Genomic DNA, 14,244 nt, shown 5'->3' on the forward strand with positions numbered 1-14,244 from the left:
ATAAATATAACAAATCTATAAGAAATAAAGTTGTAGTTTTATAAATTACTGAAAAAGAAAAGGTGAAGTTATGAGCAGTTTTGAGTTAATCAAGAATAAACTAGAAAGTTTTATAAGGAAATATTATACAAATGAATTGATTAAAGGCGTAATTCTTTTTGCCGCTATTGGGTTGTTGTATTTTTTGATTACACTGTTAATAGAATATGTTTTTTGGTTAAGTAAACTATGGAGGACTATATTATTTTGGATGTTTGTTATTGTAGAGTTAAGTCTGTTTTCGAAGTTCATAGTGATTCCTTTGTTTAAATTATTCAAGCTTGCGAGGGGTATAGATTATGAAAGTGCTTCGAAAATTATAGGAGATCATTTTCCAAAAGTAAATGATAAATTGTTAAACCTGTTACAGTTAAGCGAAAATAATTCCTCATCTTCATTATTGTTAGCGAGTATAGAACAAAAATCCCAAGAGTTAAGTCCTGTACCGTTTAAAACGGCAATAGACTTTAAGAAAAATGTGAAATATCTTAAGTATATCATTATTCCGGTTTCCGTTTTTTTACTAGTAAGTTTATTTAATGAAAGAAACTGGTATTCAGAAAGTTATAATAGAGTTATTAACTATGGAACGGCATATGAACCGCCGGCACCATTTCAATTTTTTGTGGTAAATGATAATTTAAATGCATTGGAGAATGAAGATTTTGTTGTAAAAGTACGCACCAGTGGTGATGTGATTCCCGAGAGTGTGAGTATCAATTATGAGGGAGAAACTTATTTCATGAAAAGTAAGAAGGTGGGGGAGTTCGAATATACTTTTATACAGCCAAAGAAGTCAATGAGTTTTAGGTTATCATCGAGTGATGTGTTTTCTAAGGATTATGAATTAAAAGTTGTTCCAGTGCCAACATTGTTGGATTTTAAAATGAATCTTGATTATCCAGAGTATACACAAAAGAAGGATGAAAGTGTTAATAGTTCGGGAAATGCAATAGTTCCGGAAGGAACAAAGGTGTCTTGGTCAGTGAATACAAGAAATACGGAATACGTTAGTATGATTTCGAAAGATTCGGTAATAGCGTTTATGAAGGATAAATCTACTTTTAAATATGGAAATAGGTTATATGGAAATTGGGATTATCAGATAACATCATCGAATAAGAATATTAAGGATTATGACAATTTATCTTTTAGCATAAATGTTATTAAGGATCAGTATCCAGAAATTAATTTAACTTCAGAGAAGGATAGTATAGATAATAGTACACTTTATTTTTTTGGAAGAGTAAGTGATGATTATGGTTTAAGAGGTCTGAATTTGGTGTATTATAATAGCGATAAAGATGATGTAAAAATAAAGAAAAAGATTGGTATTAATTCTTCTGTTTTTGACGAATTTATCTATGTTTTTCCAGGTGATATTGATTTGGATAATGGGATTAATTATGATTTTTATTTCGAGGTATATGATAACGATGGAGTGAATGGAAGTAAATCAACAAAAAGCCAAGTTTTTAGTTTCAGAAAATTGACAAATTTAGAGGAACATAGGAAAAGGTTAAATGAACAAAACGAGGCGATTTCAGGTTTGAATAAATCATTGAAAAAATTCGAGGAACAGGAAAGTGATCTGAAGGAACTTAGTAAGATTCAAAAGGAAAAAAAACAATTAGATTTTAACGATAAAAAGAAATTAGAGGACTATCTAAAACGACAAAAGGAACAGGAAAAGATGATGCAGAATTTCTCTAAAAAGCTAAAAGATAATCTTGAGCAATTGGATGATAAGAAAGAGGAGGAACCTTTTAAAGATGCATTAAAAGAAATGATGGAGCGTAATGAGGAAAAGCTAAAGAAAAATGAAAAGTTATTAGAAGAGATAAATAAGTTATCAGAGAAGATCCAGAAGGAGGAATTAACAGAAAAGTTGGAGGAGCTTGCGAAAGAAAATAAGAATTTGAAGAAGAATTTAGAACAGCTTTTGGAGCTTACTAAAAGATATTACGTTATTCAGAAACATGAGAAATTAGCAGAGGAGTTGAGTCAGCTTGCTAAAGAACAGGAAGAGTTGTCTGAAAAGGAAGAAGAAAACACCAAGCAGGAGCAGGATAAATTAAATGAAAAGTTCGAGAAGTTTCAGGAGGAAATGAAGGAGTTAAGAAAGGATAATGAAAAACTAAAGAAGCCTATGAACTTGGATCAGGAGCAAAAAGATGAGGATGGGATTAAAGAGGAACAAGAGAAAGCGAGCGATAACCTAGATAAAAACAACAAATCTGATGCTAAGAAAAATCAGAAAAGTGCAGCTCAGAAAATGAAACAAATGAGTAGTGGAATGCAGATGCAGATGCAAATGGCTGGTGGAGAACAGCAACAGGAAGACATGGAAATGTTGAGGCAGATTCTAGATAATCTGGTAGATTTTTCAATGGAACAAGAAGGGCTAATGAAAGGTTTCAAAGGAATAAATAATAATAATCCAACTTATTCATCAAAACTAAAAAAGCAAAGTGTATTAAGAGAAAATTTTATTCATATAGATGATAGTTTATATGCATTAGCGTTACGTCAACCTAAGATATCTGATGAAGTGACTAGTAAATTAACGGATATAGAGTTTAATATTGATAAATCATTAGAGCGCTTATCTGAGAATCAAGTAATACAAGGAACCGCTAATCAACAATATGCAGTAACGGGTTCTAATGACTTAGCGTATTTTTTAAGTAAGGCATTGGACCAAATGCAAAACAGCATGTCTGCTGCAGGTAAGGGGAATAGTGGAAAATCAAGAGGTTTTCAGTTACCGGATATTATAAAGAAACAAGGAGAATTAAATGAGCAAATGAAAGATGGAACTGAGAAGGGTGAGAAGCAAGGTAAAAAGGAAGGGCAACAACAGGGTCAGTCTAACCAGGGCGGTTCCGGAGAAAACGGAGAAAAAGGAAAAGGAGAAAGCGGGAAGAAAAAAGGACAAAGTAAAGATGGTAAAAATGGTAACGGAAAGGCCGATAGTGAACAAGAAAATAATGATGGAGAGCTATATGAGATATATAAGCAGCAACAGCAATTAAGGATTGCGTTACAAGATAAACTTAAAAAAGAAGGAATAGGAGGGAGTAAAGGTAGTGCGTTGTTAAAGAAAATGGAGCAAGTGGAAAATGAGTTATTAGAAAAAGGATTTAATAATAACACGCTTAGTAAGATGTTGAATCTAAAACATGAGTTATTAAAACTAGAAGACGCCACATTAGAACAGGGTGAAGAGAACAGAAGAGAAAGTAAAACAAATCAAACATTGTTTAAAAACGACACAAATAGTCAACTTCAAAAGGCGCAACAATATTTTAATACTACTGAGATATTAAACAGACAAGTATTACCTTTGCGGCAAAATCACAAAAGAAAGGTTCAAGAATATTTTAAAAAGGAAAATGATTAATTTTTTTTATGAATCGGTGGCTACGAATATTAATGAGTTGTCCACTGTAAGTTGGTTGAACAAGGTGGCTGTTTCCGAGAAGAAGTCAATTGGTGAGATTAGTTTAATATTGTGTTTAGATGATTATTTATTGGACATTAATCAGAAATATTTAAACCACGACACCTATACAGATATAATTAGTTTTGATAATACGATGGGAAATAAACTGGCTGGTGATATTTTTATATCTGTAGATCGTGTAAAGGAGAATGCTGAGATATACGAAGTGGATTTTGAGGAAGAATTAAGGCGGGTTATGGTTCATGGACTGTTGCATTTTTGTGGTTACAAAGACAAAACAGAAGAAGATAAATCTGTTATGAGACAAAAAGAAAATGAAAAACTAAAGATGTTCCACGTGGAACATCTTTAGTTTGTTTTTATAGTTTGTTCCACGTGGAACAAATTTTTTATATAATTTAAATGTTCCACGTGGAACAAATGTAGATCAGGTATGTTTGATAAAGAGTATGATGTGATTGTTGTTGGAGGAGGACACGCAGGAAGTGAAGCTGCGGCGTCAGCCGCTAATTTAGGTTGTAGCACGTTGTTGATTACAATGAATTTGCAAAATATAGCTCAAATGAGTTGTAATCCAGCAATGGGTGGTATAGCGAAAGGACAAATAGTAAGAGAGATTGATGCTTTAGGAGGTTATAGTGGTATTGTAAGCGATAGAACTGCTATACAATTTAAGATGTTGAATAAATCAAAGGGGCCAGCTATGTGGAGTCCAAGAGTTCAGAGTGATAGAATGAGATTTGCTGAAGAATGGAGATTGCTTTTGGAACAAACACCAAATTTGGATTTCTATCAAGAAATGGTGAATGGACTTTTGATTGAAGGAGAAAAAGTTGTGGGAGTAAGAACATCATTGGGAATTGAGGTAAAAGCAAAAACAGTTGTGTTAACGAATGGAACTTTTTTGAATGGTTTGATTCATATTGGAGAAAAACAATTTGGAGGTGGAAGAGCAGGAGAAAGAGCCGCAACTGGTATTACAGAACAATTGATAGATTTAGGTTTTGATTCAGGAAGAATGAAAACCGGAACTCCACCCCGTGTAGATGGAAGATCTCTAGATTATTCTAAAATGATAGAACAACCAGGTGATGATAATCCAGAAAAGTTTAGTTATTCCGATTTATCAAAACCACTTACTGAGCAAAGATCTTGTTTTATGACATACACTTCTCCGGAGGTTCATGATTTACTTAGAGAAGGGTTCGATAGATCTCCAATGTTTAATGGAAGAATTAAAAGTATCGGGCCTAGATATTGCCCTTCAATAGAAGATAAGATTAATAGATTTGCCGATAAAGAAAGACATCAAATGTTTATTGAACCAGAAGGGTGGAATACAGTTGAAGTATATGTAAATGGATTTTCTACATCTTTACCAGAGGATGTTCAGTTTAAAGCATTACGTTCAGTTGTCGGGTTTGAAAATGTAAAATTCTTTAGGCCAGGTTATGCAATAGAATATGATTATTTTCCACCTACGCAGTTAACACATACTTTAGAAACAAAGTTAATTGATGGTTTATTTTTCGCAGGACAGATAAATGGAACTACAGGGTATGAGGAAGCAGCTTCTCAGGGTTTGATGGCAGGAATAAACGCAGCGCTAAAAGTTAAAGAAGAGGAGTCATTTATTTTAACTAGAAGCGAAGCTTATATTGGAGTTTTAATAGATGATCTAATAACTAAGGGAACAGAAGAACCATACAGAATGTTTACATCAAGAGCAGAGTATAGAACTTTATTAAGACAAGATAATGCAGACTTTAGGTTAACTCCTGTTGCTCACAAGATCGGATTGGCTTCAGATGATCGTTTATTAAGAATGGAAGAAAAGCAAAAGAAGTCCGATAATTTTGTTCAGTTTTTTAAGGAGACAAGTGTAACTCCGACTGAGGCGAATCCAGTATTGAAAGAAAAAGGATCTTCTCCTATTAACCAAAGTGGTAAAATGTTTAAGATTTTTGCACGACCTCAAATTAATTTAGAAGATATGAGACGCTTGGAAAAAGTAGCGGATTATATTGAAAAAAATGAGTTGGATAAGGAAGTGTTAGAACAAACAGAAATACAGGTTAAGTATTCGGGTTATATAGAAAAAGAAAAGAACAATGCTGATAAACTAAATCGATTGGAAAATATTAAAATTCCAAAAGATTTTGATTATACAAAACTGAAGTCATTATCTTATGAAGCTTGTGAGAAGATGACGAGAATAAAGCCTGCTACGATTTCTCAGGCATCAAGAATAAGTGGAGTGTCGCCTAGCGATATTTCAGTTCTTTTAGTTTATATGGGTCGATGAGAGATTATGTGATATGTAAACAAGAAAGAGCGATAAAAGGGAAGATATTAGTAACAGTAGTTTTTGTGTTTTCTGTGTTAATGCTTTTTTTTGGAAGAGAAGAATTGTGGTCAAGAATAATGTTAGTTGTAGTTTCTTCCCTTTTTTTTGGTTTTTCAACCTCTTATAAAATTAGCAAGGATTTTGAAAACTATAAATTGTTTTCTGTTTTTGGGTTGGTGCTTTATAAAATAAAACTGAACTTGGATTTTCCAGATTATGTTTCTGTATTTTCTGGAAGTTTTGTGCAGAATAATGATTGGAGTACGGTAAGTGCCATTGGAACAAAAGAAAGGCATGATAAATATGTTGTTCGTTTTTTTAAGGAAAATAGAAAAACAACGTTGTTTCAATCAGAGAAATATGATAAAGCTTTAGAAAAGGCCAAAGAATTAAGCAAACTCTTAAATATTGAAGTTTTTGATGCTACAAAATCTTAGTTCCACGTGGAACATTCAACACTTGATTATAATTTTCGATGTATAGAACAAAACTAATATTATGTCAATCAGTGAACATAAATAGAAATAGTAAAGGATTTTTAGTTGGTTTAGAATAGATAATGAATAACGAAAACGAATATTATTTAGAATGTAAAGATTATACAGTTTCTGGTGAGCTGTTTAAATTGTATAAGGATGAAAAATATGATATGCTTGTAACAGTCCCTAAACCATCCGAAGATGTCTTGGGGAAATATTATGAAAGTGATGATTATATTTCTCATACCGATTCCAAAAGAACGTTTTTCGAAAAGTTGTATCACATTGTAAAAAGTTACTCATTAAGAAAAAAGGTTCGTCTAATAACTGAATTAAATAATCAACCAGGCATTCTGTTAGATATTGGTGCTGGAACTGGAGATTTTTTGATGCAAGCCCAAAAACAAAAATGGGATGTAATAGGAGTTGAGCCCAACGATCAAGCTAAGGAGCAAGCAAAAAAGAAAGGAGTCTTGTTAGAAACTACGACCTCTAACTTATCTTCTAATAATTTTGACGTGATTACCATGTGGCATGTTCTTGAGCACGTACCCGATTTGTCTGCTCAAATTAAAGAATTGAAGAGACTCTTAAAACCAAATGGTCACCTCATAATCGCTGTTCCCAATTTTAAGTCGTACGATGCAGAATACTATAATTCGCATTGGGCTGCTTATGATGTACCTAGGCATTTATGGCATTTTTCTGAAAAGGCGATAGAAAACCTTTTTCAGGAAGAAAAAATAAAACTTCAAAAAACATTACCACTTTTATTTGATTCCTTTTATGTCTCATTATTATCAGAAAAGTATAGGAATGGGAAAATGAATTTTATAAAAGCTTTTCGGCTAGGTTTTATATCTAATCTTAAAGCGCGAAGATCAAAACAGTATTCTTCACATATTTATGTGCTAAAAAACGATTAATTCTGTTTTTAAAGTTTTTTAAGGATATTTTTGCAATAAAAGTTACCCAATCTATAGGAAATTTCTAAAAACAGCTTAAAACGCTTTGTTTTGAGTCGTTTTTAATTGATTTTGATAATTGTAAAAGATATAATTATTGTTTTTTCTTATAACATGGTAATTTGATGATGTTATAATGATAACATATACTGAACTTTGATATTTTTGCGCAGAACTAAATTTAGAATAATGAGAAAATTTTTATGCATCGCTATAGGATTACTTGTAATGACTTCATGTAATCAGCAGACGGAAAAAACAGGATTTGTAAATAATACAAAAGTTGTTTCAGATTTTAAAGAAATGAAAGCTGCGAAAGAAAAATGGACAAAAAAGAATAATGAAGTAAGAGCAGAGTTAGAGGAAAAAGCAAAGCAATTTCAAATTGAGGTTCAAGGATATCAAAATATAATGAAATCCATGACACAATCAAATAGAGAGAAAAAGGAGCAGGAGTTAATGGTAAAACAGCAAACACTGCAAAGAGAACAACAAACTAGAATGCAAGAGATTCAACAAGGTAGCCAGACCGAGATTGATTCGATAATAGCAAAAGTTGAAGATTTTATCAAAGACTACGGTAAAAAGAATGGGTATACATACATTTATGGTGAGACAGAAGTAAAGAATATCTTTTACGCTAAAGAAGAGTTAGACCTAACTGATAAAATTATTGCTGAACTTAATGGTGAAAAGCCATCAGAAGAAAGTAAAGAATAGTGCCAAGTTAAACATCATACCGTACCCTATAATATTAATTATAGGGTTTTTTTATGTTTGGTTGTTAAAATTAAGAAAAGGATTGAATGAAGCTTAAGGAAAATTGCGGGAATGTTTTTACTTGTATAAATAAACACAAAAAAGAATGATTTTGGTTTGTTTTACTAGTATAAATATCGTTTTAAGTCGTTTTATATTCAAGTAAGGATGTGCAAAATTGCATAGTAAAGTGTGTTCTTTTTTTTATATTATTTTAAGGGAAAATTCCCTAAAATATTTTTACTGACATATATTCTAGATAAGCTATAAAAATTAGTTCAAAAAAGGAATAAAAAAAAACACTTAATCGGATAAAGTTGCCGTTTTTAGATTTTTTTCAACCCTACAAAATGTCAGAATATCAATGGTTTTTTTAGGAAATTTGGATTAAAATTTTGTTTTTTTTCAGATTTATCTACTGTTTTCCTAGTTTTTTGAACCACATTTGTTGTAAAATGATTATATTTAAGTATTTGGTTAATAATGCTTTACTATCTTTTTAATGATGTATCAACTACGGTTTTCACACATGTAATTATTGTCTTCAACTTTTAGTAAGAATATTATTACAAAAAAAAATGAAAATTTGGTTTGATATAAATTTTTAATTTATAATTTTATGACTTTAGTATATTTATATTAACAATATTATTAACAAACGCCCCAAATCGTTTGATTAGTAGTGCATATTTTCACACGTATTTAAGTGATATAATCGCTATGAGAAGGAAACTTAACTTAGTCTTTGTCTTGATTGTTTTGGCTCTTGGATTTCAAGAAGCCTTTGCCCAAGTACGAAATATTGGGGCTCCTACTTTGGTATCAGGTGCTCAGGCTTGTGGTACATTAACTAATAGTTTCGACTTTACAGCGGATTTGTCAGCAGGTGCTGCGTTAGATTCAAACAATCAATTCATTTTACAACTTTCCAATCCTTCTGGAAGTTTTGCAAATGCATCCGAAATTACGGATTTAGCCTCAGCAGATGGTCCTAATGAAGCAAGTGGCGCAGGAGCGGTTATTGAATTTTTTGATGTCACGGTACCTCAGGATGCAAATAGTGACGATTACAGATTAAGAGTGATCGCTACAGATACCAATGCTACTATACTAAATGAAATATCTGATCCAATTCCATTTCATTTTTTTGATGATGATAATCTTTTAATTCGTTTGAATAGCGGTGACGATATCATTTTTTGTAATGTGGCTTCATTCGCTAAAGAAGTTGCGGTTGTTGTTCTAGATCAAAATAATAATGAGGTAGATGTTAATAGTTTTAACTGGGAATGGTTAAGAGATGGAGCATTAATACCTGGTGAAAATAGTCCAAGGCTACTGATAACGGAAGAAGGAGATTACCAAGCACGAGTTTCGGTGGGTTTATGTAACAATGTTTTTGTTTTCAATAAATCAAATAGAATATCCGCATCTTTGGTAAACCAAGGGGAAATTTCTATTGTTACAACAGCTCCGGATTTTTCTTTTTGTCCAGATGAGACGAAGATTTTACGAGCTAGTGTGGAAGATCCTTCATATGGCTATCAATGGAGTAAAGATGGAGAAGAATTGGAAGGCGAGGTATTATCTTTTTTAGTTCTACCTGATAATGATTTTGGTGGTGAATACGTTTTACAGATCGAGCTTAGTGAAGATTGTACTTTACCAACACCTCCAGTAACCGTTACAAATGAAGGATCGAGTATTACAACTCCTTTACCACCAGGATTGGTACTACTACCAACACAAATATTAACACTAACTGTAGAGACGGATGCCCCAATAGGAAGTACATTTAGGTGGATACGTGATACTAATATCATAATTCAAGGAGTTACTACTGGCTCAACTATTACGTTCGATGTTCCTGCAAATGGAGTAGGAGATTATAGATTAGAAATTGATGCTTTATTTCCGGATGATCCTTGTATGTCAGAACTAGTAACAGAAACGGTTGTGGTAGCAGCAGAAAGATTTGATATAACGATTGCTCCTGGAGAGGTCGTCGACTGTGACCAGGATACCATAACCATTGCTTTAGAAGAAATGGTAGGTATCACATCTACTAACGACCGAGTTCCTTTAACTACAGAACAATTTGATTTTTTTGATTTTGAGTGGTTTAATGATGGAGTCTCTACAGGTGAGACTTCTTTGTCATTAGATGTTTCTCGTGCTGATAATGGAGGAAGTTTCGAGTTGAGGGCTATTTTTAATCCAGGAGGTTTACCAGATACGGTTTCTAACAATTTACCTATTGACTTTTTATCCAATAGCATTGTTTTAGATATAAATCCTGCTGTTTTGGAAGATGGACAAACAGTTACGCTAACAGCTCCAGCGAGTACCAATTTTACGTATGAGTGGTATGTAATTCAAAATGGGACAGAAGTATTAATCGATGGAGAAACAACCAATACGTTAACGGTTTCTGAAGAAGGAGATTACTTTGCAAGAATAAGTTCCTCTTTATGTACTACAGATACACTAATAGCAGAAGTTAGAGGACCTGGAGCATTATCAGAATTAATACCGAATGTCGTAACACCCGGAGGAAATGCTGCAAACAATTCATGGGTTTTGCCAAATTCCTTTACAGATAATGATGTCGAAGTAAGCATATATTCATCCAACGGAAAGTTAGATTTCCAAAAGAATGGTGGCTATAATGCTGATTGGCCAAATGAGTCTGCCTCACAAGCAAGTGAACTTATTTACTATTATATAATATCAAGAAGTAATACAGTTGTTAAAAAGGGGACAATTACAGTAATGAGATAATTTATGATAAAAAAAATACTCTATATATCTATTTTCATTTTTTGTGCACATCTAGTATCTGCACAAGATGGATCTTCTAATACATCAGGTATATTACCTTCGGATATTCCTTTACATAATTCTTTAAAATATAATAGGTTTTTGTTTAATCCTACCTTTTCTTTAGTAAGAGAAAACAAAAACTCTATAAACATCTATAATAGAAACCCTCGTTCCAGTTTTAGCGATAATTCTCAGACATATTTTCTTAATTATTCCGCGAGATTTGAAGAAAAAACAGGAATTGGAATTGGATTATTTCAACAGAATGTTGGAATTTTTAGGTTTTTTGGGACTACATTAAATTATGCATACAATCTCGAACTAAACAGAGATATGAATTTCACTTTTGGTGTAAATTTAAATTATTCTCAAAGTGCTTTAAAAAGTAACCTAGACCAAGCACAAGCAAATGATGACATCATAAATAATTATGAAAACAGTTCGGTTTTTCTTCTTAGACCAGGTGTAAATTTTAATTACGGAAGTTTTGATGTAGGGGTTTCTGTTGGAAATTTAGTTACTTATAATGTTACGGCTAGTGAATTGCTTACAGATAATTTCGAATATTCTGGACATGTAATGTATACTACTGAATTGGATTGGAGAAGAACAGAAAACGAATTAAGAGGGATGGTTTACGCCTCTAAACCAGGTGAGCAAGATTTAAGATATGGTGGAAACGTGTTATTTGAAATTCAAAAATATGGATGGGCTCAATTAGGTTATAATAGTTTCTATGGAGGATCAATAGGTATAGGTGCTAATATTACCAAAGTGGTTTCTGTGGGATATACTGTAGAACCTGGAATTGGAGGAGATGCAAGTGTAGCAGAATTTGGCGCAACTCACGAATTTGGTTTAGCATTTAATTTCGCTAAAGAAGAGCGTAGAAGAAAAAGAAGAAACTTATCATCAAAAAGTTCTTTACAAAGAGATTCTGAAATAAGAAGATTGAAGAAAGAAATTTTAGATCAAAATAAACTAATAAGAGAATTACAAAGTACTAGGAATGACTCTCTAAGTCAGGCTCAACGAGCTATGAATAAATTAGAGAGATCAATTCAGGAAGCAAAAGAAGAGGAAGCGAGAAAGGCAAGAGAGCTTGCGCTACAGAGAGAAGAGGAAGTAAAATTACTGAATAAGAAAAAAGAAGAAGAGCTTGCTGCTCAAAGGAAATTGGAGTTGGAGATGGCTGAGCAAAAAGCAGAAGAAGAAAGATTAGCAGCACAGAAGAAGATTCAGTTAGAATTAGCTGAGCAGAAAAAAGCAGAAGAAGAAAAAGAAGCTCAAGAAGCGGCAGCGAGAGAAGCAGAAGAAGCAAGAATAGCTGCTGAAGAAGAAGCTGGAAGACAAGCTGAGGAGGCAAGAATAGCTGCTGAAGAAGCTGCCAGAGAAGCGGAAGCAGAAAGACAAGAAGCAGAAGCGGAAGCAGAGGCTGAAGCGAAAAGACAAGCTGAAGAAGCAGCTAAAGAGGAAGAGGCTAGACAAGCACAAATTGCTGAGGCAGAAGCTAAGCAAAAAGCAGAAGAAGAAGAGCAATTAGCTGCACAGAAAAGGCTAGAACAGGAGATGGCAGCGCAAAAGGCAGAAGAAGAGCGATTAGCTGCACAGAAAAAGCTTGAGTTGGAGATTGCAGAACAACGAGCTGAGGAAGAAAGATTAGCCTCTCAGAAAAAACTGGAGCAGGAAATGGCCGAGCAGAGAAGAAGAGAGCAATCTCAGAAATCATTAGAAAGAGAAGTTTCTGTACAGAAAGATGAAGAAGAGAGATTACGTCAGGAAGCAGAATCTGCTAGATTAGCTGAGGAAGAGAGATTACGTCAAGAGGCTGAGGCTGCTAGATTAGCTGAAGAAGAGAGATTACGTCAAGAAGCAGAAGCTGCTAGACTTGCTGAAGAAGAAAGACAACGTCAAGAAGCTGAGGCTGCTAGATTAGCTGAAGAAGAGAGATTACGTCAAGAAGCGGAGGCTGCAAGACTAGCTGAAGAAGAAAGACAACGTCAAGAAGCTGAGGCCGCTAGATTAGCTGAAGAAGAGAGATTACGTCAAGAGGCTGAGGCTGCTAGATTGGCTGAGGAAGAGAGATTACGTCAAGAAGCTGAGGCTGCTAGATTGGCTGAGGAAGAGAGATTACGTCAAGAAGCTGAGGCTGCTAGATTAGCTGAAGAAGAAAGACAACGTCAAGAAGCTGAGGCTGCTAGATTGGCTGAGGAAGAGAGATTACGTCAAGAAGCTGAGGCTGCTAGATTAGCTGAAGAAGAAAGACAACGTCAAGAAGCTGAGGCTGCTAGACTTGCTGAGGAAGAAAGACAACGTCAAGAAGCTGAGGCTGCTAGATTGGCTGAGGAAGAAAGACAACGTCAAGAAGCTGAGGCTGCCAGACTAGCTGAAGAAGAAAGACAACGTCAGGAAGCAGAAGCTGCAAGACTTGCTGAGGAAGAAAGACAACGTCAAGAGGCAGAAGCTCAAGAAGATAGTAGTGAAGATCTTGAACAGATTCAGAGAGAAATCGATAATAGTAGTAGAATTACTGATAGATTGATTGCATCTAGAGATTCCTTATTAACTTCTTCTGTGAATCTAGATAAAAGAGAATTTAATAAACTATTAGAATCTCTTGTTAATATGAGTGATGAAGCTGAACAGGTGAAAAACAATCCTGATCCAAGTAGCTCGAAAAGATTAACTTCTAGAAATAGATTTATCAAGTTCGCTGAAGCTACTAGACCAGAAGCTAAGTATGCAACTAAATATATTCCTGGATATCCAGAAGGATACTACCTAATAGGTAATGTGTTCAGAGGTGGAGTATATGCAGAAAGTTTTACGAATAAGTTAAAAGATCTTGGATTTAATGATGCTCAAGTGATTCTAAATCCAGAAAATCAGTATCAATATGTTGCTATTACGTATTATGCAAATAAAGAAGAAGCAGCTGAGAATTATCTGAATAATATTGGAAACAAATACTTTGGTGATATGTGGATCTTAAATATTGCTAAAAGTAGAGTAGAATCATTGAAAAGATTAGTGCAAGAATCACGTATTATAAAAGATACAGTTAAAGACGATACCGTATTAACAGAGAATCTGTCATATATCGGAGGACATAATATTGAAAACGGATATTATTTAATTACCAATATCTTTAAAAGAGAAAATTATTTTGAACGAGGAATGAATCAACTTAGATCTCAGGGGCTAGAGCCTAAGTTTTTCAGGAATCCAAAAGACAATTACATATATGTGTATTTAGATAGGTTTGATAGTATTGATCAAGCAAAACAGAGTTTATTCTCTAATGTAAATAACACATACGACGGAGATCTATACATTTTAAAGATACAATAGTGAGTAGTACCCCAA

The 14,244-nt window shown here is 33.6% G+C and carries 8 protein-coding genes; all 8 read left to right on the forward strand.

Features of this window, described 5'->3' with window-relative positions:
- The first annotated feature begins 70 nt into the window (after positions 1-70).
- On the forward strand, positions 71-3,442 hold the full coding sequence (locus Q1B37_RS16615; RefSeq protein WP_299900335.1) for a DUF4175 family protein: 3,372 nt from the start codon (positions 71-73) through the stop codon (positions 3,440-3,442).
- A complete protein-coding gene (gene ybeY, locus Q1B37_RS16620) occupies positions 3,435-3,857 on the forward strand; it encodes an rRNA maturation RNase YbeY (protein WP_299900338.1) in 423 nt (140 codons plus the stop codon). The genes Q1B37_RS16615 and ybeY overlap by 8 nt, the downstream gene beginning before the upstream one ends.
- Positions 3,858-3,938: 81 nt before the next feature.
- Positions 3,939-5,810 carry a tRNA uridine-5-carboxymethylaminomethyl(34) synthesis enzyme MnmG gene (mnmG, locus tag Q1B37_RS16625; RefSeq protein WP_299900341.1) on the forward strand — a complete coding sequence of 624 codons (1,872 nt, stop codon included), beginning with the start codon at positions 3,939-3,941 and terminating at the stop codon, positions 5,808-5,810.
- A complete protein-coding gene (locus tag Q1B37_RS16630) occupies positions 5,807-6,289 on the forward strand; it encodes a hypothetical protein (RefSeq protein WP_299900343.1) in 483 nt (160 codons plus the stop codon). The genes mnmG and Q1B37_RS16630 overlap by 4 nt, the downstream gene beginning before the upstream one ends.
- 122 nt (positions 6,290-6,411) lie before the next feature.
- The gene (locus tag Q1B37_RS16635) at positions 6,412-7,257 is read left to right on the forward strand and encodes a class I SAM-dependent methyltransferase (protein ID WP_299900344.1); all 846 of its coding nucleotides are present in this window, start codon (positions 6,412-6,414) and stop codon (positions 7,255-7,257) included.
- A 228-nt stretch (positions 7,258-7,485) separates the two neighbouring features.
- On the forward strand, positions 7,486-8,016 hold the full coding sequence (locus tag Q1B37_RS16640; RefSeq protein ID WP_299900345.1) for an OmpH family outer membrane protein: 531 nt from the start codon (positions 7,486-7,488) through the stop codon (positions 8,014-8,016).
- A 759-nt stretch (positions 8,017-8,775) separates the two neighbouring features.
- A complete protein-coding gene (locus Q1B37_RS16645) occupies positions 8,776-10,836 on the forward strand; it encodes a gliding motility-associated C-terminal domain-containing protein (protein WP_299900346.1) in 2,061 nt (686 codons plus the stop codon).
- 3 nt (positions 10,837-10,839) lie between these two features.
- The gene (locus Q1B37_RS16650) at positions 10,840-14,229 is read left to right on the forward strand and encodes a PorP/SprF family type IX secretion system membrane protein (protein ID WP_299900347.1); all 3,390 of its coding nucleotides are present in this window, start codon (positions 10,840-10,842) and stop codon (positions 14,227-14,229) included.
- The last annotated feature ends 15 nt before the right edge of the window (positions 14,230-14,244 follow it).

Source organism: uncultured Aquimarina sp. (assembly GCF_947492965.1).
In the GTDB taxonomy this organism is placed as follows: Bacteria; Bacteroidota; Bacteroidia; order Flavobacteriales; family Flavobacteriaceae; genus Aquimarina.

Bases quoted from the DNA above. Each gene is read 5' to 3' on its own strand.
- mnmG (WP_299900341.1), top strand. From the start codon at position 3,939: ATGTTTGATAAAGAGTATGATGTGATTGTTGTTGGAGGAGGACACGCA.
- Q1B37_RS16615 (WP_299900335.1), top strand. From the start codon at position 71: ATGAGCAGTTTTGAGTTAATCAAGAATAAACTAGAAAGTTTTATAAGG.
- Q1B37_RS16650 (WP_299900347.1), top strand. From the start codon at position 10,840: ATGATAAAAAAAATACTCTATATATCTATTTTCATTTTTTGTGCACAT.
- Q1B37_RS16640 (WP_299900345.1), top strand. From the start codon at position 7,486: ATGAGAAAATTTTTATGCATCGCTATAGGATTACTTGTAATGACTTCA.
- ybeY (WP_299900338.1), top strand. From the start codon at position 3,435: ATGATTAATTTTTTTTATGAATCGGTGGCTACGAATATTAATGAGTTG.
- Q1B37_RS16635 (WP_299900344.1), top strand. From the start codon at position 6,412: ATGAATAACGAAAACGAATATTATTTAGAATGTAAAGATTATACAGTT.
- Q1B37_RS16645 (WP_299900346.1), top strand. From the start codon at position 8,776: ATGAGAAGGAAACTTAACTTAGTCTTTGTCTTGATTGTTTTGGCTCTT.
- Q1B37_RS16630 (WP_299900343.1), top strand. From the start codon at position 5,807: ATGAGAGATTATGTGATATGTAAACAAGAAAGAGCGATAAAAGGGAAG.